The sequence below is a fragment of the Emticicia aquatilis genome, assembly GCF_014644295.1.
GTDB classification, from domain to species: Bacteria; Bacteroidota; Bacteroidia; order Cytophagales; family Spirosomataceae; genus Emticicia; species Emticicia aquatilis.
In genome coordinates this window covers 336,705-359,367 of record NZ_BMKK01000006.1, presented here as the reverse complement: position 1 = coordinate 359,367, position 22,663 = coordinate 336,705, and the positions used below count along the sequence as shown (strand labels likewise).

Genomic DNA, 22,663 nt, shown 5'->3' with positions numbered 1-22,663 from the left:
ATGACTCAAGAAGACAATATTTTAAAAGAAAATTGGCAAACTTTACAAAGTTTCCTAAAAAATAACCTCGGCAAAAAACCAACTGACCTCAACGGTGTTTTATTTCTTATCGGCGTTCAAGAACTTGGACAAGGTAAAAAAGTTTTTACAAAAGAACAAAAACAAGACCTTATGCACATCGCAATTTGTAAGGTTTTAAGTTTTGGCGGCTATTACGAACTTGAAGGCAGAGACGAAGAAGGCTGGCCACATTGGAAGTTAATCACTCCTTTACCACATTTTGATATGCTTTCACAAGAAAAACTACTTAAACACTTCGTAATTGAGTATTTTAGAAAAGAAGTTGGCTTACATGTTTAATCTAATCCTTATAAAACTATTATATATTTTAAAATGAAAATTATTTCATATAACGTAAACGGCGTGCGTTCAGCAATAAATAAAGGCCTTATCACTTGGTTAAAATCAAGTAACCCAGATATTTTATGTTTACAAGAAATTAAACTTTCTGAAACTGAATTGGTAAATCCGCTTTTTGAAGAACTTGATTATTATTGTTACTGGTATCCTGCACAAAAACGAGGTTATAGTGGCGTTGCCATTTTAACTAAAATCAAACCTAACAACGTTCAGTACGGAATTGGTAACTCTCTTTTTGATGATGAAGGTAGAATTCTCAGAGCCGATTTCGATACTTTTTCTATTCTAAGTATGTATTTTCCTTCAGGTTCATCTGGCGATGAACGTCAAGGTCTGAAAATGACTTTCTTAGATGATTTTTACATTTATATAAAAGAACTTGAAAAAGAGTTACCTAATTTAATTATTAGTGGTGACGTAAATATCTGTCATCGGGAGATTGACATCCATAACCCTAAGGGTAATGCAAATTCATCGGGCTTCTTACCCGAAGAACGTGCATGGGTTGGCAAATTTCTTGATACTGGTTACGTTGATACTTTTAGACATTTCAATCAAGAGCCACATCATTACACTTGGTGGTCGTACAGGGCAGGAGCGAAACAGAAAAACTTAGGTTGGCGTATTGACTATCACTTTGTTACCGAAAGCCTCAAAAGTCGTTTAGCAAGTGCAGCTATCCACCCCGACCAATTGATGTCTGACCATTGCCCAATTGAATTAAACTTGCTTTAAAAATTTATTAAACCTTATACCATCATGTCAACATCTGTAAAAACTATTTTTGAAAAAATAGACGATTACAAAAGGAAGTATTATAAAAACCTACTCATTAAAGGGTCTTTATTTACTTTGGCTTTGATATTCTCTGCCTTCTTATTAGTTAATACAGTCGAATATTTCGGTCGTTTTAACTCAACTATTCGAGCAATCTTGTTTTTTAGTTTTCTCGGAATGGTTATTTACTCACTATTTGCGTGGGTAGTTAAGCCTTTACTTTATCTTTTTCATTTTAACGAGCCACTTACTTACGAAAAAGCTGCGAATGAAATTGGTAAATTTTTCCCAGAAATAGGGGATAGGCTACTCAATACGCTTCAATTAGCTCAAATCTCTGATAAAGACAATTCTTTATTACAAGCAAGTATCGCCCAAAAAGCTAATGAATTACGTTTTGTTAAGTTTGCTGATGCTATCAAGATTGACGAAAATAAGAAATACTTGAAATATGCCATTCCACCATTATTACTTATTCTTTTGATTGCGGCTGTTTCACCTAAATTTTTCAAAAGCAGTACTGAACGTATTGTTTATTTTCAGAAAGATTTTGCCGAAGAAGCACCTTTCAAGTTTAAAATAACAAATGAAGAGTTAAAAGCAGTAAAAAACGAAGATTTCAACCTGAACCTTACGCTTATTGGTAATGCAGTTCCTGAGGCTGTTTATTTAGTTGCCAATGACCGTAAGTTTAAAATGAATTCTGTTGATAACAAGAATTATACTTTTACTTTTTCAAAAGTTCAAAATCCAGTTGACTTTCATTTTTTAGCATCTGGTTTTAAATCAAATGAATTTGAACTTGAATTAATAAGTCGTCCAAACTTACTTTCTTTTGATGTTGCCTTAAACTATCCTTCGTATTTGAATAAATCAAACGAAAGTTTTGATAATGTTGGAAACCTTGTTGTTCCCGAAGGGACTACTGTTGAGTGGAACTTTAGAGCTGCTAATACAGATTCTTTGTATTTACTATTTGAAAACGAACCTAAGCATTTATCTAAAGATGGTTTTGGAGATAATTTTTCTTATGTTCGTCGCTTGAAAAACTCATCTTCGTACAAAATTCAGCTTAAAAACGAGTTTAGTACTAATCGTGAAAATATTGATTTCTATATAAATGTCATTCCTGATAAATATCCACAGATTCAACTCGAACAAATCCGTGATACTACACTATTCAATTATATAGTTTTAGGTGGAAATATTAACGATGATTATGGTTTAGCTCAATTTAAATTATTTTATCGTCCTGTGCGAGATATTACTCAAAGCCAAGCACCCGCATTTACTTCGGTTGATGTGGCTTTTAATAAAACTCAAATCTCTCAAAGTTTCTATTATCAGTTTCCCTTAAATGATTTAAAACTCAATCCTGGAGAGAAAGTTGAGTACTTCTTGCAGGTTTGGGACAATGATGGTGTAAATGGCTCTAAAAGCACAAAAACACCCGTTCTGACATTTGCTCTTCCTTCGGCTAAGAATTATGACGCCGAAGTTGAAAAAGCGACTGAGAAGACCGAAAATATGCTTGAGAAACTCAATGAGAAGTCTAAGAAATTAAAGAATGACCTCAATAACTTAGAGAATAAATTAAAGAGTAAAAAAGACTTAGATTTTCAAGAGAAAAAACAATTGGAAGAATTGCTCAAAAAGCGTGACGAGTTAATGTCAGAGATGAAAGCTATGCAAGAGCAGTTTGAAAAGATGCAAGAGAAAACTAACCGTTTTCAGCAACAATCTCCCGAACTCCAGAAAAAAATGGACCAACTCAAAAAGTTGATGAAAGAAATTATGAATGATGAAACCAACAAAATGTATGAGGAGTTGAAAAAAATGATGGAAAAAGGTTTAGATGAGAAAACTGTTGAGCAACTTGAAAAGCTAAAAAACCAAGAGCGTAATATGGATAAAGACATTGACCGTACGCTTAAACTTTTCAAACAACTTCAAATGCAACAAAAGGTTGAGAAAACTGCCAATGAACTGGAGAAACTCGCCGAGAAACAAGATAAATTGGGTGACGAATCTCAGAAAAATGAGAAAGAGCAAAATCAACAACAAAAAGATGCTAAGAATGAAGAACTGAAAAAAGAGCAAGAAAAGCTCTCGAAAGAGTTTGAAGATAAAAAAGAACAGATGAAAGACATCGAAAAATTGAGCAAAGAACTCAAGAAAGAATTCGATGAGCAGAAAGAAGAGCAAGAAGAGGTGTCTGAAGAACAAGAAAATTCAGAAGAACAACTCGACCAAAAGCAAAGTGGTGCTGCATCTAAGAGCCAAAAGAAAGCTGCTTCAAAAATGAAGAAGATGGCTCAGAAAATGAAAGAGTCGATGCAGTCACAAGAAATGAAAGAAATGGACGAAGATATGGATGCTTTAAGAGCGATTCTTGAGAATCTCGTCAAGCTCTCATTCGACCAAGAGAAGATTATGAAAGACTTCCGTAATATGAATGTTGCAGACCCTCGATTCGTGAAACTCTCGCAAGACCAATTGAAGATTCAAGACGATGCTAAAATGATTGAGGATAGTTTGTATTCACTGGCCAAGCGAGTCCTTCAAATTCAATCTTTCGTGACAAAAGAAGTCACATCTATGCGTAACTCAATGGATGAAAGCGTGAAGTTTATTAAAGAACGTAAATTGAATGTAGCATCTGCTAAACAACAATTCTCTATGACTTCTATTAATAACCTTGCTTTAATGCTTAGCGATACCTTTAGCCAGATGCAGCAAATGATGGCTAACGCAATGCCGGGAAGTGGTAGCAAAGGCAAAAAAGGTAAAGCTCCATCGCCATCTTCAATGGGAGAGAAGCAAGACCAACTCAATAAATCTATGGAGCAATTATCTAAATCAGGTAAGTCAGGTCGTGGATTATCAGAAGAAGCTGCAAAGCTTGCACAAGAACAAGCCGAACTCAGAAAACGCATTCAACAAATGCAAGAGGAATTGAAAGGTACAGATCCAGGTAAGAAACTTGGTAGTGAATTAAAGGAACTTGAAAAGAAAATGGATGAGAACGAGACAGATTTAGTAAATAAACGCATAAACCCCGATTTGATTAAACGCTCTCGTGATATTCAAACAAGATTGCTTGAAGCTGAGAAGGCAGTTCAACAGCAAGAAGAAGACCCTACACGTCAATCAAAGGCTGCCCAACAGTTTAATCGTCAGTCTCCACCATCAATGGATAAGTTCTTACAAGAGAAACAAAAGCAAGTGGAATTAATTCGTACAGTTCCGCCTAATTATACACCATTCTATAAGAAACAAACGGATAATTATTTTAGAAAAATCAAGTAAACGTTTTTCTTAGTAAATTTGCAGGGACGCACTAAATGCGTCCCTTTTTTGTTGACTTATAAATTTATCTATATATTAGTCTTAGAAAGGTTTTATTTTTTAGCACCAATAAAGAAGTCTTTAGAATCCCTTTTATAGTTAATATTATTTTGATTTATTTTTACCTAAACCATCGGAAGAAATTCCTCCAAAACACAAAGTCAAAAACTCACGTTTCACGTGAAACAGAGTGATTCACAAAAACACAAACGTTTCACGTGGAAACATAAATAAAAAAGTAATGTTCAAAGAATACGATGTAATAGTTGTTGGAGCAGGCCATGCAGGATGTGAAGCAGCCTCTGCCGCTGCCAATATGGGTTCGTCTGTTTTATTGGTAACAATGAATATGCACACCATTGCACAGATGTCATGTAACCCTGCGATGGGTGGTGTAGCAAAAGGACAAATAGTTCGTGAAATAGACGCTTTGGGTGGTCAATCAGGAATTATTAGTGATAAGACAATGATTCAGTTCAGAATGCTTAATCGTTCTAAAGGGCCAGCAATGTGGAGCCCAAGATGTCAAAGCGATAGAATGATGTTTGCTCAAGAATGGAGAGATACGATGGAAAATATCCCGAACCTTGATTTTTGGCAAGAAATGATTGAAGGCTTGGTTATTAAAAACAATAGGGTAGTAGGAGTTCGTACAGGAATGGGAATCGAAATAAAAGGTAAATCGGTTGTCTTAACAAATGGAACATTTCTTAATGGAAAAATACATATCGGAGAGAAAAACTTCGGCGGAGGAAGAACAGGAGAGAAAGCAGCACACGGAATTACGGAGCAATTAATTGAATTAGGATTTGAGTCTGGACGAATGAAAACAGGAACTCCACCTCGTATTGATGGTCGTTCATTAAACTGGAATTTAATGGAAGAACAAAAAGGCGATGAAAATCCAGAGAAGTTTTCATATACAGATACACCAAGATTAACTAAGCAAAGAAGTTGTTATGTAACCTATACGAACGAAAAAGTTCACGAAGTACTGAGAAAAGGATTTGATAAATCACCAATGTTTAGTGGCAGGATAAAAGGACTTGGCCCGAGATATTGCCCTTCGGTAGAAGATAAGATTAATAGATTCGCCGATAAAGACCATCACCAAATATTTGTAGAACCAGAAGGATGGAATACGGTGGAAATGTATATCAATGGTTTTTCTACTTCATTACCAGAAGAAATACAATACGAAGCATTAACTAAAATAAAAGGATTTGAAAATGTAAAAATGTTCAGACCAGGCTATGCAATCGAATATGACTTCTTCCCACCAACCCAATTAAAACTAACGCTCGAAACACATTTAATTGAAAACCTGTATTTTGCAGGACAAATAAATGGAACTACAGGATATGAAGAAGCGGCTTGTCAGGGATTAATGGCTGGAATAAATGCACATAACAAAGTCCATGAAAAAGGCGATTTTATTCTCAAAAGAAATGAAGCATATATCGGAGTACTAATTGATGACTTAGTAAACAAAGGTACAGATGAACCTTACAGAATGTTTACATCAAGAGCAGAGTTCAGAACATTACTACGTCAAGACAATGCAGATATTCGCCTAACTCAAAAAGGTTATGATTTAGGATTAGCTTCTGAGGCACGTTTAGAAAGAATGAATTTCAAAAAAGATGAAGCTGCAAAAATTGTAGAAGAAATTAAAACAAGAAAGATTACACCTGATAACGCCAATAATTATCTCGAACAAATCAGTTCATCTGCATTAAGAGAGAAGTCATCTTTCTACAGTATTCTAAAACGTCCAGAAATAGAAATAGAAAATATTCGTTTATTAGATAATGATATGAAAGATTTTCTAAGTCAATATGATGATGAGGTAATTGAACAAGCCGTAATACATATTAAGTATGAAAGCTATATAGAGAAGGAATTATTGATGGCAGAAAAAATGTCTCGTTTGGAAGACCTAAATATTAATCCAAATTTTGATTACGAAAAGTTATTATCCATTTCTATCGAAGCAAGACAAAAACTTAAAAAGATAAAACCACAAACACTCGGTCAGGCATCAAGAATAAGTGGAGTTTCACCAGCAGATATTTCAGTAATAATGATTCATCTCGGTAGATAAACAAAAATTAAAGTTTCTTAATTACCCTCAACTAATCGTTGAGGGTTTTATTTTTACTAAAAAAATAAAACCATAAAATGATTAAAAGTAGTATTCTTAAAAGTGTAGTTCTAATAACTGGTTGTAAGTTATTAATTAGTTGTGCTCAGTTTGTGCCACCAACAGGAGGAAAAAAGGATGAAACTCCTCCAAAACTAATTAGTTCGATTCCAAAAGCAGAACAGAAAAACTATAAAGAAAAAACGATTAGTTTAGAATTTGATGAATTGGTAGATGTAACAAGTTTAAGACAAGAACTTTTAATCATACCAGAAGCAGAAGGTACGTATGATATTCGTTCAAAATCGAATACTGTGATTCTAAAATTTGATAAGGCTTTTAAAGATAGTACAACCTATACGCTAAATTTTAGAAAAGGTATAAAAGATTTAAACGAGCGAAATGAATCTCGAAACCTTAAATTAGTGTTCAGTACGGGAAGTAACATTGATTCATTAAAAATAGGAGGGAATGTGAAAGGGCTCTTGAGCAATCAACCTATTTTAGAAGCTCACGTTGCTTTATACAAACTTCAAGATTCATTAGACCTCAAAAAGACCAAACCTGATTATTTCATAAAAACAGATTCAGCAGGAAACTATCAGTTTGAAAACCTAAAAAGTGGAAAGTATCGAATTTATGCCTTTATGGATAAGAATAGCAATTTGAAATACGATACCAAAACAGAAGCAATAGGATTTAGAAATGACACGATAAATTTAAATAAAAATTTAAGTGGAATAAACATCCTTATGGCAAATGCCAACAACGAAAAACCGAAAAACCAAAAAGTACTACCAAGAGCCGAAGATTATACTATACTATATGATAAGAGTATAAAATCGTTTGAAGTAAAATTTGAAAACAAAAATGATAGTATTCCGTATTATGGTGAAGGAAAAGAATTAAAATTTTATAATTCAACACAACGAACAGATACATTAAAAGTAAATATAACGGTAGCTGATTCAAGTGGAAATGCTTTAACTTATTTACAGAAGATAAAATTTAGAGAGCCTGAAAAAAAGAAAAAGGAAAAAAGAGAATATCTAACCTTCACGGTAAAACCAAAAACAGGAGAAGAACTTGACAAGAAAGTAAAATACGAAATAAACTTTGATACTCCTATTCAGACCTTTGATACAAACAAGTTTAAAATATTATCAGATACAATTAGAGAGGAGAAACTCGAAACATCAAACTTCACGTGGAATAAATCCAAAACTAAACTTATTATCAATAAAGAGATAAAAGCAGAACGAGAAGTAAAGATAGAAATGGGTAGGGGAGTATTTATAAACATTAAAGGAGATTCGAGCGATAAACAAAATTTAAAATACCCAATTCTAAAAACCGAGAATTATGGACTCATAGAAGGAAGCTTTGAAGAAAAGAAAACAAATAAGATAATTCAGATAATAAATGATAAGTATGAAGTAATAGCAGAGCAGACAGCCAAAGATAAATTTTTGTTCATCAATATAAAGCCTGGCATTTACTTGTTGAGAGTAATAAAAGACAAAAACGAAAATGGATATTGGGATGCTGGTAATGTAGAAAAGAATATTCAGCCCGAAGAAGTGCAATTTTATGAAGAACCAATAAGGTTAAAAGCCAACTTTGAGGTACGTGGATTAGTCATAAAATAAATGAAATATCAACACAAAATAAACGAGTACTGAAAAGGTCAATTCAAAATAAAAAATATCCAAGAAATTTTGTGGACAAGCATGTGGATTGAATACCAATAATGTGAATTGATACGTTGAAAGCCATGTGGGAAACTCTACCGAAAAGTGGAAAGAATAAAAAAGAAGTGGAAATCAGGTAAAAGTATAGGGTTATCCTCAATTCACATGATGTTGATTAACGTGGACACATACTGTGGAAATGATATTAAGTAATAAACAAAAAATAATTGGAGCTAATGTCAATAAATGGTATTAGAATTGATAATCAATAATATAAGTGTTAATTAAGATAATAAAGCTGTGGAAAAAGCAATTAGTTATGTACATTCACATTTAGAGCGTTGTCAACAACAATAGTTTATACACATATCAACAGCCCTAACAATTTAAAACAGTAATTAAAAATATATTTTATTTCTTTTTTTTTAGGAAACTATGAAACGGTATTTATTGATAATTCTATTCTTTTCAATTCATTGGTTGGCCAAGGGTCAAGACATCGAATTGGCAAACGAATACTTCAAACAAGGGGAGTACGAAAAAGCAAAAGACATTTTCCAAAAAATTGCGAAGGATAAAAACAATATCAGATTGATTCATCAAAATTATATTCAGTGTTTGTTCAAACTGAAAAATTTCGATGAAGCCGAAAAATATTTGAAACGTCAAATCAAAAGCAATGATTTAACAGGAATCGTTTATCGCTCAGATTATACCAGCTTGCTCGAAATGACGGGAAAGTTTGAAGAGGCTCAAAAAGAAATGGAAACTTTGATAGACCTTGCTGCCCGAACAGAAGGGACAATCTACGAGCTACAAGATTTGTTGTACCGTAATTCAAAAACTGAACTCGTGATTCAGTTATTGAAAAAAGGACGTGAGATTGCCAAAGATGAAAATAAGTATGCAATCCTGATGGCAAAGGCATACCTCTACAACGGACAAAAAGAGCCTATGATTGAGGAAATGCTAAAATACGGTTTGGCAGAAGGCAACCAAGATTACGTAAAAGCGACGTTCCAAGATAATCTCAAAACCGAAGCTGAGATAGATATGCTTGAGAAGGCTCTTTACAGCAAGGTACAGAAGTTCCCAACCGAGCAGTACTACACTGACATACTCATCTGGCATTTAATCCAGCAGAAGGAGTTTACGAAAGCCTTTATTCAAACAAGAGCTTTAGACCGCCGCCTAAAACAAGATGGACAAAGAGTTTTTGAATTAGCACAAACTGCCTTGGTTAACAAAGATTACAAAAGTGCGATTCAAATGTACGAGTATGTGATGAAAGAATATCCACAAGGACAATATTACGCTTATGCCAGACGCAATGCTTTGTTTTGCAAGGAAGAAGTAGTAAAAACAACTTATCCTGTAAGCATTGCCGACATTCGTTCGTTGATAAAAGATTATCAAGGATTATTTTCTGATTTAGGCCGAAATGTAAAAACAATGGAAGCCCTCAGAAATACAGCTCAACTTTACGCTTTTTATTTGAACGAAAGAGATACTGCGATTACAGTTCTCGAAACGGCCATCATGATAGCTGGCTCTGACAACGCTTTCAGAGATAAATGCAAATTAGATTTAGGTGATATTTATGTGTTGAAAAACGAACCGTGGGAAGCAACTTTGCTTTATTCACAAGTTGAAAAATCACAGAAGGAAGACCAACTTGGGCAAGAGGCCAAACTCAAAAATGCCAAGTTGCATTATTACAATGGCGAGTTTGATTTATCAAAAGAAGTGTTGGATATTCTTAAAAAAGCCACTACACGAGAAATCGCTAATGATGCCATGCAACTAAGTTTGTTGATTCAAGATAACATTGGGCTTGATACTTCTGAAGTTGCCATGAAAGACTATGCCAAAGTTGACTTACTACTTTTTCAAAATAGAAACGCCGAAGCAATGGCGGCACTTGACCAAATTTTTGAAAAATATAAATCACATTCTTTGGCAGATGATATTTTGTGGTTGAGGGCAAATACAAATCTCAAAATCAATAAACCTGAAAAGGCATTAGAAGATTTAGAGTTACTTCGCAAAAATTATAATTTCGATATTTTGGCCGATGATGCTTTATTTTTAGAAGCTAAAATTTACGAAGAGAACTTCCAACAAAAAGATAAGGCTATGGAATTATACCGTGAGATACTCCAGAAATTCCCAGGTTCAATCTTCGGAGCGGAAGCCCGCAAAAGATTCAGAAATTTGAGAGGCGATACAATAAATTGAGCCTTTTTGCATTTATAATATTGAAACGCCTCAAAACTTTCTGCTTTGGGGCGTTTTTGTTAAAACTATGTTAATAAACCCCTCCAATTGCCATTGAAACTACTTTTCCTCGTTTATCTAAAATAATCACTTACAAACTTTCACCCGATGAAATTCAAGTTATGCACATTATCCACAGTGTTATCCACATTTGTGTTATTGGCTAATGCACAAGAAGAAAGAGTCAAATCTTTTGGATATAACTACTACGGACAGAAAATAAACGAAAGAGCATTTTGTAGTCAATTTAGCTTTCGCTCAAAAGAAGTAGCTGAAAAAGCAGTTGACGAAATCGTAAGAAGAAGCGGCTTAAAAAGAAACTTCTACGTAATGGAATGCCCAAATACAGATAACTGCTTTGCAGCCATACAAGGCCAGACTCGATTGATAGTCTATGATGGTTCATTCATGAAAAAAGCCAACGACTTATCAAAATCTGACTGGGGAGCATTGAGTATCTTAGCCCATGAAATCGGGCATCACCTACAAGGCCATACAATTATCGAAGGAGGGAGCGACCCAGCAAAAGAATTAGAGGCAGATGAGTTTTCTGGATTTGTGATGTATCAAATGGGAGCGACTCTAAAAGATGCACAAGCAGCCATAAATAAACTTACCTCTGATTATGATGGCGGAACTCACCCAGCAAGACCAAAGCGTTTAGCGGCCATTAAAAAAGGATTTGACAATGCCCAAGAGCTTTATCCGAATATAAAGAAAAGCGATGGAAGTGTTGTTACTCAGCCAAAAACACAGCCGACGCAACAAGCTCCACAACCACAAAATCCAACAAGACCAAATCCACAACCTGTTCCTCAACAAATACCTCCACGAACTTACCCACAACCAGCTGATAATCAAGGTAATGTGGATAGAGTGGATAACTCGGTGGACAATTCTGAGATCCCAGCAAAAAGACCAGATATTATTGTTGCAGCCCCAACAAATGTGGAAAACATTGGTGAGGTTGTGAAAAAAGGGGGATGTTTTGAAGGAGATTGCAGCGATGGTTTTGGAAAAATGATTAATCCAAAAACTGAAGAAAAGTATGAAGGTGAGTGGAGAAACGGAAAACGGGATGGAAGAGGCGTAGAATTCTATGCTGATGGTGAGAAAAAGTATGTGGGTAACTTCAAAAATGGTAAGTATGAAGGTAATGGAACCTTTTTCTACAAAAATGGGGATAAATATGTGGGTAAGTACAAAAATGGTTTTATGAATGATGATAAAGGTTATTTTATCTTCAATAATAACATCAGATTGGTTGCTCGTGTGGAAAATAACATCAAACACGGAAAAGCCATGAGAATCTACCCCGATGGTAGGAGAGAAGATACTTTTTTTGTAAATGATATAGAAAGAAAAGGATATATTCCTGATAAGAAAATTAGATAAATTATATGCAGGAAGGCATCGCTTTAAGCGATGCCTTCCTTATTTTAGGGGTAGTAAAATAAAATTTTGGACGAAACCCAATAAATCAACGGACAAGTTTATTTAACTTTGTCCCCTCAAAATATGATAACCTAATATGTCTTGGTTTAAGAGAACAGATAAAGGAATACAAACTCCGACGGAGATGAAACGTGAAGCCCCTGATGGGCTTTGGTATCAATGTCCAACTTGTAAGAAGGCAATGCACACCCGTGAGCACAAACTAAATGCCTTTACGTGCATCAATTGCAACTACCACGAAAAAATTGGCTCAGAAGCATATTTTCAAATTTTGTTTGATGAAGGTGAATACACCGAATTAGATGAAAACCTACGCTCAGGTGACCCACTGAAATTTACAGATACAAAATCTTATGTGGACAGAGTAAGAGCAACCGAAAAAAAATCGGGCTTGAAAGATGCTGCCAGAACTGCCTACGGTAAAATGTCTGAAATTGATATTGTAATTACCTGTATGGATTTCAGTTTCATTGGTGGTTCAATGGGGTCAGTGGTTGGAGAAAAAATTGCACGTGGAATCGAATGTGCCTTGCAACATAAAATACCGTTTTTGATGATTTCAAAATCAGGAGGAGCAAGAATGATGGAAGCTGGTTTCTCATTGATGCAAATGGCAAAAACTTCAGCAAGATTAGCTCAACTATCAGAAGCAGGAATTCCTTATGTATCTTTATTGACTGACCCAACAACGGGCGGTGTAACAGCTTCGTATGCGATGCTCGGTGATTTTAATATTTCAGAACCAGAAGCACTCATTGGATTTGCAGGGCCACGTGTAATCAAAGAAACAATTGGTAAAGAATTACCCAAAGGATTTCAAACTGCCGAGTTCGTTTTAGACCACGGTTTCCTTGATTTTATTGTAGATAGAAAAGACCTAAAAGATAAGCTCGCAAGTTTATTGGGAATGTTACGATAACATATTTGTGAAGCGAATCGGGCGGCGACCGCATACTATTAGCTAACAATATAAAGAGAAAAGAATTGATAAATTAGTAATTAACGTCGGCAGGGTTCAAAACCCTGCCGACGTTCTACTAATAGGATAAAAGAATCATAGGTATGTCAATTCAAAAAAATATCACAAATGAGGCTAATCAAACACCCAGTTTTGTGTAACTACTACGTAACCTATCGCTGCAATGCTACGTGTAGTTTTTGCGATATTTGGGAAAAGCCCTCTCCTTACATTACCCTCGAAAATTTCAGAGAAAACCTCAAAGACCTAAAGAAACTCGGAGTCAAAGTAATAGACTTTACGGGTGGTGAACCACTCCTACACAGAGAATTAGATATACTACTTGAAGAAGCTAAAAGAGGAGGATTTTTAACAACCGTTACTACCAATTGTTTATTATATCCAAAGTATGCCGACCGCCTAAAAGGTAAAATTGACATGCTTCACTTCTCGCTAGATTCACCTGACGAGGAAGAACATAATCAATCAAGAGGTGTAAAATGTTTCGATAAATTACTCGATTCTATACAAATAGCGAAAAATAATAAAGAAAGACCAGATATTATATTCACAGTATTTGAACAAAATGTGGATAAGATTGAGCGGGTGTGGAATGAAATCACTCAACCCAATGATTTGGTCTTAATTCTCAATCCAGTTTTCAACTATAACTCTGTAGAAACTGGGGAAAACCTTTCAGAGGCGAGTTTACAAAAACTTTTATGGTGGGGAAAACAAAAAAATGTTTATTTGAATGAAGCGTTTATTGACCTGCGAAAAAATGGGGGAAATCATGTAGAAAATCCAGTATGCCGAGCTGCTTCAACTACAATAGTTATTTCACCAGAAAATAAATTAGTTCTGCCCTGTTACCACCTCGGAACAAAAGATTTTGATATAAAGGGAAATCTATTTGATTTGTACAAATCGAACGAAGTGCAAGAAATTGTGGCTTTAGAAGGGAAACTGAAGGAGTGCGAAGGATGTGTAATTAACTGCTATATGCAGCCATCTTTCTCGGTAGAAATCAATAAATACTTTTGGAAAGCACTTCCAAGCACCTTAAAATATAATTACATAAAAGGCACTTGGAAGAATTTGTTTTAGTTATGACTTTTTGCCCTTCGACTTCGCTCAGGGAACAAAAAGTTGGGTTACTTCTTAGGCTTTGCCTTATTCTTATCAATAATAGCTTGCATCGAACTGACAGCCGAGATTCCGAAGAATCCAACTGCTTTTTTGGAAGAATTTGAATTTCTATTGATGATATTGGTTGGAATATTTGCTAATGGAGTAGAAAATAAACTACCATCTTGCGAAACTTGCTGAACAAACTGCAAATAATAAAATTGCTCTTGTGTAATCGAATAAAGGTCAACTTTTAAAGTATCTTTATCAGAGTATAATTCTCTACCTACTGAAGTACGAATTGGTAAAATGAACAAAAGTCCATCTGTTTTTGAGCCTGGACTAAAACCAGCATCATAAGCAACCTGAATTTCGGTTGCCTTTGAAAAATACTTATTATTCTTAGCAGATTTTACCCAATAACAATCTCCTTCACCTTCAAAATCTTTAGCATAGAATTGTGGCAGAAAACCTTCCTGTGGGCCATTATCTGGTTTTATAGGTAGTTTCTCTACTTCATAGTTGATTGAATCAATTTTAGGTACACGATTGAGCTTAGAAACCGAAATAAACTCATCCTCTCCATATTTCACATAAAGAGCATATTGCTTTCCGATTTTATTCAAAGGTTTGTTTTTAGCATCGTAGGTATAAACACCATCCTTTTTCAAGTCTTTAAATTCGTAAGCAACACTATCTTGGTCGAACACAAATACCGTAGCTCCAAGAGCAGGCTTGATGGCTGAATTATCAAAGTAACCTTGGGTTAGGGTCAACTTGATTGTTTGTACTTCTGCCTTGTTATTGACGAGTGCATCAACCGAAAGTTGTGATACACCTTCCTTGACATTAATATCAATCACATCCGTACAAGAAAATAAAATTACGGATAAAAAGTATATAGAAAATAAATTACGAATTTTTTTCATTGTGTAACATATGTTTATCTTCGACTTCGCTGGTGACCGAGCGAAGCCGAGGTCAGAATTTAAAATTATAAGTAACAGCTGGAATAATCGAACCAAAAACCGCATAGCGAACTGCCTCAGTTTTTGTTGGGTCTGTTTCATTCTGGCGAACAAAGACCGAAAAAGGATTACGACGATTGTAAACATTATAAACCGAGAAAACCCATTCGCCAGTACCTCGCTTAAAGAAACCATATTTAGTTTGGCGAGTAGCCGCAAAGTCAAGACGATGTGATGCTGGAATTCGATAAGCATTACGAGTATCGTAATAATTGTGCGGAAGGGCATAACCTTGCCAAATAAATTTATTAGTTGGGAAGCTCGCAGGAGTACCTGTGCTAAATGTAAAATTACTTGAGAATGTCCATCGTTTGTTCAAGTCATAAATAGCCACAACTGATAAATTATGGGTTTTGTCAATTCTACTCGGAAACCAATTATTTTGATTCAAACCTTCAATTTTTCTTTCCGTACGAGCGAGTGTATAACTCACCCAACCATTAAATTTTCCCTTAGCTTTCTTTACATAAAACTCAGCACCATAAGCACGACCTTTACCAAAAAGCAAATCAGCTTCAACAGCGGGATTCAACAATAAATCAGCATTTCTGACATAATCAATTTGATTGTAAAGGTCTTTGTAATATACCTCAACCGAAGTCTCAAAAAGGTTATCGCTGAAATTATGAAAATACCCCAAAGCATATTGGTCGGCCAATTGAGGTTTGATGTTATTACTACTCGGAGTCCAAACATCAAGTGGAGAAGAAGCAGTTGTATTTGAAAGAAGATGAATATACTGAGCTAAACGATTATAACTCAGTTTAATTGAATTATCTTGACCGAGACTAAAATTGGCCGCAAATCTTGGTTCAAAATTACCATACTGTTGAATACTTTTGCCCCAACCAAACTCTGTTGTTTTTGAAATGCTTCTTCGCTCTGCATCGTTTGTAGCTGGACTCAATTCATACGCTTTTCCTTTTCCTAAATAATTATAAAGCGAATATCTAAGCCCATATTGAAGCGAAATCTTAGAAGTTAACTTTTGTTCATTTCCAATGTATAACGCATTTTCAGTCGCAAATTTATCATCTAACCCAATCGTACGTTCAACTCCACCCGAAATCGCAACTGCCTGACCTGGATTAAAACTATAATAAGTCAATTGTCCACCAAAAGTAATCGTATTCTTAGTGTTTGGGTAGAAAGTAAAATCTGGCTTTATACTGTAAGTAATAATATTAGATTTCCAACGAAAAGCATCTTGGTCATTTTTCTGTTTAAGGTCTGACTGAAGGGCGTAATCGTAGTTGCTGTAAAAAATAGTATTATTCAAGAATAGCTTGTTGTTGAAAACGTGATTCCATCGGAAACTCGTGGTTGCATTTCCCCAGTTAAAACCAAAATCAGCACCGAAAGTGTCACGACCAAAATATCCCGAAAGAAAGACTGTATTCTTTTCATTGACACGATAATTGGCTTTCGCTGTGAAATCATAAAAATAAAAACTCGTACCTTTCAATTCAGAATTCAAAAATGGTTTTGCCAAAATATCAATGTAAGACCGACGCAAAGCTACAATAAACGACCCCTTATCTTTCAAAAAAGGACGCTCATAGGTAAATCTTGAAAAGATGCTACCAATTCCGCCCGAAAATTGCGGCTTTTTTGAGTTTCCTTCTTTCATTCTTACATCCAAAATAGAAGAAACACGTCCGCCGTACTGTGAAGGGATACCACCTTTAATCAATTTTACATCTTTTACAGCATCAGGATTAAAAACCGAGAAAAAACCAAAAAGGTGAGAGGAATTATAAACAGGAGCTTCATCGAGCAAAACTAAATTTTGGTCAATACCACCGCCACGAACATTGAAACCCGAAGCACCTTCGCCAACCGAAGTTACACCAGGTAAAAACTGAATACTCTTGATAATATCAACTTCTCCGAGCAAAGCGGGCATTTTTTGCATTGTCTTTATGTCAACTTTATTAACCGACATTTCAAGGCTTTTTACATTATCATCGGCCTTTTTTGTAGTAATAACCACTTCCTGTAAAAGCTTCGAATCATCTTTTAGCTCGACATCTAACTTTACATCTTGACTCAAAAGCTCAACTTTTTTTGTAATTTTTTCAAAGCCTACATACGTCAATACCAAGTTGTACGTTCCTTTTGGAAGTGTAAGCGAATAGAAGCCATACGGATTTGTCTGAGTGCCTGTCTTAACTTCTTGTACATAGACCGAAACCCCAATCAGACCTTCGCCATTGGCGGCGTCTTTTATGTACCCACTGACCGTAAATTTTTCTTGTGCTGAGGCATTCCACGTGAAAAACAGACTAACTAACAACAATAATAGTTTTTTCATGAATTGGATTTTTTGTAGTAATAAAAACGTAAACTATTTCTCTTTCAAAAGATATTCATAATTGTAGATGTTTAATTTGTTGACAATTTTGAATACTTTTTACTTAAAAAATAGTGAAGAATGGTAGATTTTTGTTTTGAACGGTTAACAAATAAAAAATAATAGGAATTAATAAACTTAATACAAAACCAAGATTACTAATCAAAAGTAATAACGTTAGAAACATATCGAAAGTTTTGTTTGATGAAGCGGAAGTTTTGAAGGATAAAAGGGTGAATTAGAGATTTTCAGCAATAAAAGACAATTAATAGGCAGAATAATAGAGAATATTTTAAGAAATTGCCGAAAAATCAGTAAACAATAGATTTTTAGTAGAAACCAAAAGAAAATTAGATGAAGAAAACACTCATTTTGCTTTTTATAAGTTTGAATATTTTTCAAACAAACGCACAAACACTCGAAAAACTCAGATGTGAATACCAAGAAACGCCAATGGGCTTGGAAGTACTAAATCCACGATTATCATGGCAAATGAAAGCCACCAATCGAGGTGCAAAACAAACAGCCTATCAGATTTTAGTAGCCGATAACGAAGCCGACTTAAAGAAAGATAACGGAAACGTCTGGAACTCAGGCATGGTAAAATCAGAACAATCAATAAAAATAGATTATGCAGGAAAACCACTCGAATCTCGTAAAAGATATTTCTGGAAAGTGAAAATATGGAATGAGAAAAACAAACCAACGCTTTACAGCGAGCCAACTTGGTGGGAAATGGCATTACTAAAAAAAGAAGATTGGTCGGCTCACTGGATTGGAAAAAATGGAACAGATGGCAAATCAATCGAACTTCAAAAAGAATTTAACTTAGGCAAACGTGCCACAAGAGCCAGAATCTATGTAACTGGAGTAGGAGCGTATCACTTGATTTTTAACGGAAAAAAAGTAGGACAAGATATTCTGACACCCGGTTTGACAAAAGATTCTAAGACAATTCCTTATCAGATTTACGAAATCTCAAACGAAGATTTAAGTATCGGTATCAACTTCATTACTGCAACGCTCGGAAATGCTTGGCAAAAAGGTAATCTGCCAAACAAGCTTTTATTTCAGATGGAAATGGAGTTTTACGATGGCTCTCGTCAAACTGTAATTTCGGATGGAAGTTGGAAAACTCGACTATCACCAATTGTGTCAAATTCGATTTATGCTGGTGAAATTTATAATGCTCAGCTCGAATACGGCAAAGACTGGGAAAATGCTGCCATCATGGACGAAGCCCAGAATGGAATAGAACTCAAGCCTCAAATCTCGCCACAAGCAAAAGTTATCAAAGAAATAAAGGCAGTAAAAATAACCGAACCAAGAAAAGGTCGTTACGTTTTTGATTTCGGAGAAAACATCGTTGGATACGCTTATTTACAAACCGAAGGCAAGGCAACCAAAGAAGTAGAACTAAAATACGCCGAAACTTTGACCGACAAAGGCTTGGCCGAACTAAAAGGAATCAAACCAACCGATAAGTATCTATTAAAAGGTTATGGTATTGAAAAATGGGAGCCTAAATTTAGCTTTCATGGATTTAGATATGTTGAGGTAGAAGGGCTTCCTAAAAAAGCCGACGAAAATACATTGGTCGCAAAAGTAATTTATGAAAATAGCCCTTTTGTAGAAAACTATGCTTACTCAGAAGACCTTTTGGCGAAAATTTATGCGAAAAAAGTAATAGTAGAGCCAAATTTCAACGAATCTAAGGTTGTCATTGCTCCGCCTTTGGCCCAAGAATCAAAAACATTTGACACAAATTATGGTCAAATAATTAGCCAATCGAACCTACAAGGTAATAAATTTAGTTTGAAGCTGACAATTCCTGCAAATTCGTCGGCACAAATACAGCTACCACTTCAAGCAGGAAAAACAATCAATAATATCAAAGAAGGAGGGAAGTTCTTCATTGTGAAGAAGAAACCCGTAAAAATTGAAGGTATCACTTACGTAAAGTCCGAAAAAGACAAAGCAATCTTTGAAGTGTCAAGTGGTACTTACGACTTTATAATCGAATAAAAGAATAAAAATTTTATCATATAACCTCGGTATTTCAAACTTGAAAACCGAGGTTTTTTATTTTACAAAAATATTTTTATTAGTATGCTTGCATAACAATTTAAAAATTCTTTATATTTGCAACAGTATGCACGCATACTATTTAAACAACGATAATATTCAATTCATAATACCATGACAGCAACCGAAAACAAATCATCAATTAAAGGTGGCGAATTTTTAATCAAAGAAGTAGAAGCTCACCAAATTTTCATTCCAGAAGAATTTACGGAAGAGCAACAAATGATTGCCGAAACTTGCCGTGATTTCTTGAAAACCGAAGTTCACCCACGCCTTAATGAAATTGATACGGCCAAGTCTCCAGAATTAATGTCTTCGTTAATGACAAAAGCTGGTGAGTTGGGTCTTCTCGGCACAGCCGTACCTGAAGAATACGGTGGTTTTGGTATGAATTTCAATACTTCAATGTTGGTTGCTGAGGCTCTCGGAACAGGTCACTCGTTCTCAGTGGCACAATCGGCACACACAGGTATCGGAACTTTACCGATTGTATATTACGGAAACGAAGAACAAAAATCTAAATATTTGCCACTTTTGGCTTCAGGCGAGTGGAAAGCTGCTTATTGCTTAACTGAGCCAGATTCTGGTTCGGATGCCAACGCTGGAAAATCAAAAGCAGTTCTTTCAGCTGATGGCAAGCATTATATCATCAACGGACAAAAAATGTGGATAACCAATGGCGGTTTTGCTGAGTTATTTATCGTTTTTGCAAAAATTGATGATGATAAAAACCTTACAGCATTCATCGTAGAAAAATCTTTCGGAGGAATTACGATGAACGAACCTGAGCATAAACTTGGTATCAAAGGCTCAGATACTCGCCAGGTTTTCTTTAATGATTGCCACGTTCCTGTTGAAAATATGCTTTCATCTCGTGGAAATGGATTTAAGATTGCTGTAAATATCCTTAACATTGGTCGTATTAAACTCGGTATTGCAGTAGTGGGTGGCTCGAAAGGCTCACTAAATAATGCAATCAATTATGCCAACGAACGCAAGCAATTTGGGGTTTCTATTGCCTCATTTGGTGCGATAAAATATAAATTGGCTGAAATGGCCACTCGTATTTTTGCTTCTGAAACGGCCAACTACCGTGCGGGACAAAACATTGACGATGCCATCGAAGACCTAAAAGCACAAGGCTTAGGAGACTCTGAAGCGAAACTAAAAGCACTCGAACAATTTGCTATTGAGTGTGCTATCATGAAAGTACATAGCTCAGAAGTTCTGGATTATGTAGTTGACGAAAGCTTACAAGTTTACGGTGGAATGGGTTATTCGGCCGATGCTCCAATGGAGCGTGCTTACCGTGATGCTCGTATCAACCGTATTTTTGAAGGTACTAACGAAATCAACCGCATGTTGATTGTTGATATGTTGCTAAAACGTGCCATGAAAGGCGAACTTGATTTGATGGGCCCTGCAATGGCAGTTGGCAAAGAAATCATGTCGATTCCAGATTTCAGTGCTTCTGATGACGAAACACTTTTTGCAGCAGAAAAGAAAGTATTGAAAAACTTGAAAAAAGCAGCGTTGATGGTTTCGGGTGCGGCAGTACAGAAATTCATGATGTCGTTATCAAGCGAACAGGAAATATTGATGAACGTAGCAGATATGGCTATCGAAATCTATGCTGCAGAATCGGCTTTACTAAGAGTTGAAAAACTAATCAGTATCAAAGGCGAAGCAGCAGTTGAGCTACAAAAAGATATGGCCTTAATTTATTTACACGAAGCGGTTGCCAAAGTAAATAACGCTGGCCGTGAGGCTATCACATCGTTTGCCGAAGGCGACGAACTCAGAGTAATGCTCATGGGCTTGAAACGTTTCACTAAAATTGAACCAATGAACCTCAAAAACGCTCGTCGCCGTGTGGCCGATGCTATGATTGAGGAAAACAAATACATTTTTTAAAGAATAGGGTAAATTTTTTAAAAAGGCTTAGAATCAACAACTAAAAATCAACAAACCGTCTTTCTGATTTGAGAGGCGGTTTTTTATTTTTCAGAAAAAACGTACCTTTGAGGCCTTAAAAATTAAAAGTAGGCTTATCTATTCGTAAACAATAAAATAATGGCATACGGACTCCTTAAAGGTAAAACAGGCATCATTTCTGGTGCATTAAACGAAAAATCAATTGCTTGGAAAGTTGCTTTGAAAGCACACGAAGAGGGAGCAAGGATAGTTTTGACCAATGCCCCAATAGCCATGCGTATGGGCGAAATCAATAAATTGGCCGATATTTGCGAAGCACCAATTATAGCGGCCGATGCAACTTCGGTTGAAGATATTGAAAATCTTTACACAAAATCAATGGAGCATTTTGGTGGAAAAGTTGATTTTGTGTTGCACTCAATCGGAATGTCGCCCAATATTCGTAAAGGAAAAGCCTACGGAGATTTGAATTATGATTGGTTTCTGAAAAGTGTTGATATTTCGGCTTTATCATTTCATAAATTCTTGCAAACTGCCGAGAAACTCGATGCTATCAATGAGTGGGGTTCGGTTGTAGCTCTTAGTTATATGGCAGCTCAACGTACGTTTCCGTTTTATACCGATATGGCCGAAGCAAAAGCCATGCTTGAGTCGATTGCCCGTAGCTATGGATATCGCTATGGTAAACTAAAAAAAGTGCGTGTAAATACAGTTTCTCAGTCACCAACTGAAACATCGGCAGGTACTGGAATCGGTGGTTTTGATAAATTCTTTGATTTTGCCGATAAAATTTCACCACTTGGAAATGCCTCAGCTGATTCTTGTGCCGATTATTGTATCACACTTTTCTCAGACCTTACTCGAATGGTTACGATGCAAAACCTTTTCCACGATGGAGGTTTTATAAATACTGGTATTTCGGAAGATGTATTGGCTTTTATGGAGAAATAAAGTAATCAAGTATTAAAATAAGAAATACCCGTAACTTTTTGAAATTACGGGTATTTTATTTTGAAAGATATTGTACTTTTTAAAGTTTTACCTGTGATTATTGGCGTTTTTGAA

Annotated in this window: 14 protein-coding genes; 12 read left to right on the top strand and 2 right to left on the bottom strand. The window is 35.5% G+C overall.

The window, feature by feature from the left end; all coding sequences use genetic code 11:
- The 9 genes from IEX65_RS16525 to IEX65_RS16485 all read left to right on the top strand — a co-directional run bounded on the left by IEX65_RS16525 (nt 1) and on the right by IEX65_RS16485 (nt 14,176).
- Nucleotides 1-360 (top strand): hypothetical protein, encoded by a 360-nt coding sequence (locus IEX65_RS16525; protein WP_188767432.1) that lies wholly within the window; start codon nt 1-3, stop codon nt 358-360.
- Between the two features lie 33 nt (nt 361-393).
- Nucleotides 394-1,155 (top strand): exodeoxyribonuclease III, encoded by a 762-nt coding sequence (locus IEX65_RS16520; RefSeq protein ID WP_188767431.1) that lies wholly within the window; start codon nt 394-396, stop codon nt 1,153-1,155.
- A gap of 24 nt (nt 1,156-1,179) precedes the next feature.
- Nucleotides 1,180-4,506 (top strand): DUF4175 family protein, encoded by a 3,327-nt coding sequence (locus IEX65_RS16515; RefSeq protein ID WP_188767430.1) that lies wholly within the window; start codon nt 1,180-1,182, stop codon nt 4,504-4,506.
- 280 nt (nt 4,507-4,786) lie between these two features.
- Nucleotides 4,787-6,649 carry a tRNA uridine-5-carboxymethylaminomethyl(34) synthesis enzyme MnmG gene (gene mnmG, locus IEX65_RS16510; RefSeq protein ID WP_188767429.1) on the top strand — a complete coding sequence of 621 codons (1,863 nt, stop codon included), beginning with the start codon at nt 4,787-4,789 and terminating at the stop codon, nt 6,647-6,649.
- A gap of 77 nt (nt 6,650-6,726) precedes the next feature.
- On the top strand, nt 6,727-8,337 hold the full coding sequence (locus IEX65_RS16505) for an Ig-like domain-containing protein (protein WP_188767428.1): 1,611 nt from the start codon (nt 6,727-6,729) through the stop codon (nt 8,335-8,337).
- 477 nt (nt 8,338-8,814) lie between these two features.
- Nucleotides 8,815-10,617: a tetratricopeptide repeat protein gene (locus IEX65_RS16500; RefSeq protein WP_188767426.1), complete on the top strand. Its 1,803-nt coding sequence runs from the start codon at nt 8,815-8,817 to the stop codon at nt 10,615-10,617.
- Nucleotides 10,618-10,794: 177 nt separating this feature from the next.
- Entirely contained in the window at nt 10,795-12,051 is a 1,257-nt protein-coding gene (locus tag IEX65_RS16495; protein ID WP_188767424.1) for a M48 family metalloprotease, read from the top strand.
- 136 nt (nt 12,052-12,187) lie between these two features.
- Nucleotides 12,188-13,030: an acetyl-CoA carboxylase, carboxyltransferase subunit beta gene (gene accD / locus IEX65_RS16490; RefSeq protein WP_188767422.1), complete on the top strand. Its 843-nt coding sequence runs from the start codon at nt 12,188-12,190 to the stop codon at nt 13,028-13,030.
- Nucleotides 13,031-13,198: 168 nt separating this feature from the next.
- The gene (locus tag IEX65_RS16485; RefSeq protein WP_188767420.1) at nt 13,199-14,176 is read left to right on the top strand and encodes a radical SAM protein; all 978 of its coding nucleotides are present in this window, start codon (nt 13,199-13,201) and stop codon (nt 14,174-14,176) included.
- Nucleotides 14,177-14,223: 47 nt separating this feature from the next.
- Here IEX65_RS16485 and IEX65_RS16480 read toward each other — a convergent pair whose 3' ends face one another.
- Together IEX65_RS16480 and IEX65_RS16475 are read right to left on the bottom strand one after the other, a co-directional pair.
- Nucleotides 14,224-15,126: a DUF4249 domain-containing protein gene (locus IEX65_RS16480; RefSeq protein WP_188767418.1), complete on the bottom strand. Its 903-nt coding sequence runs from the start codon at nt 15,124-15,126 to the stop codon at nt 14,224-14,226.
- A 52-nt stretch (nt 15,127-15,178) separates the two neighbouring features.
- A complete protein-coding gene (locus IEX65_RS16475; protein ID WP_188767416.1) occupies nt 15,179-17,539 on the bottom strand; it encodes a TonB-dependent receptor in 2,361 nt (786 codons plus the stop codon).
- Nucleotides 17,540-17,932: 393 nt separating this feature from the next.
- Between IEX65_RS16475 and IEX65_RS16470 the strand changes: the two genes are divergently transcribed.
- The 3 genes from IEX65_RS16470 to IEX65_RS16460 all read left to right on the top strand — a co-directional run bounded on the left by IEX65_RS16470 (nt 17,933) and on the right by IEX65_RS16460 (nt 22,549).
- Nucleotides 17,933-19,603, top strand: a complete 1,671-nt coding sequence (locus tag IEX65_RS16470) for a family 78 glycoside hydrolase catalytic domain (RefSeq protein ID WP_188767414.1) — start codon at nt 17,933-17,935, stop codon at nt 19,601-19,603.
- Between the two features lie 174 nt (nt 19,604-19,777).
- Entirely contained in the window at nt 19,778-21,577 is a 1,800-nt protein-coding gene (locus tag IEX65_RS16465) for an acyl-CoA dehydrogenase FadE (protein WP_188767412.1), read from the top strand.
- 159 nt (nt 21,578-21,736) lie between these two features.
- On the top strand, nt 21,737-22,549 hold the full coding sequence (locus IEX65_RS16460) for an enoyl-ACP reductase FabI (RefSeq protein WP_188767411.1): 813 nt from the start codon (nt 21,737-21,739) through the stop codon (nt 22,547-22,549).
- Nucleotides 22,550-22,663 lie beyond the last annotated feature (114 nt).

Excerpts from the sequence above, each read along its gene's own strand:
- IEX65_RS16525 (WP_188767432.1), top strand. The coding sequence starts at position 1 with ATGACTCAAGAAGACAATATTTTAAAAGAAAATTGGCAAACTTTACAA.
- IEX65_RS16520 (WP_188767431.1), top strand. The coding sequence starts at position 394 with ATGAAAATTATTTCATATAACGTAAACGGCGTGCGTTCAGCAATAAAT.
- IEX65_RS16515 (WP_188767430.1), top strand. The coding sequence starts at position 1,180 with ATGTCAACATCTGTAAAAACTATTTTTGAAAAAATAGACGATTACAAA.
- mnmG (WP_188767429.1), top strand. The coding sequence starts at position 4,787 with ATGTTCAAAGAATACGATGTAATAGTTGTTGGAGCAGGCCATGCAGGA.
- IEX65_RS16505 (WP_188767428.1), top strand. The coding sequence starts at position 6,727 with ATGATTAAAAGTAGTATTCTTAAAAGTGTAGTTCTAATAACTGGTTGT.
- IEX65_RS16500 (WP_188767426.1), top strand. The coding sequence starts at position 8,815 with ATGAAACGGTATTTATTGATAATTCTATTCTTTTCAATTCATTGGTTG.
- accD (WP_188767422.1), top strand. The coding sequence starts at position 12,188 with ATGTCTTGGTTTAAGAGAACAGATAAAGGAATACAAACTCCGACGGAG.
- IEX65_RS16485 (WP_188767420.1), top strand. The coding sequence starts at position 13,199 with ATGAGGCTAATCAAACACCCAGTTTTGTGTAACTACTACGTAACCTAT.
- IEX65_RS16480 (WP_188767418.1), bottom strand. The coding sequence starts at position 15,126 with ATGAAAAAAATTCGTAATTTATTTTCTATATACTTTTTATCCGTAATT.
- IEX65_RS16475 (WP_188767416.1), bottom strand. The coding sequence starts at position 17,539 with ATGAAAAAACTATTATTGTTGTTAGTTAGTCTGTTTTTCACGTGGAAT.
- IEX65_RS16470 (WP_188767414.1), top strand. The coding sequence starts at position 17,933 with ATGAAGAAAACACTCATTTTGCTTTTTATAAGTTTGAATATTTTTCAA.
- IEX65_RS16465 (WP_188767412.1), top strand. The coding sequence starts at position 19,778 with ATGACAGCAACCGAAAACAAATCATCAATTAAAGGTGGCGAATTTTTA.
- IEX65_RS16460 (WP_188767411.1), top strand. The coding sequence starts at position 21,737 with ATGGCATACGGACTCCTTAAAGGTAAAACAGGCATCATTTCTGGTGCA.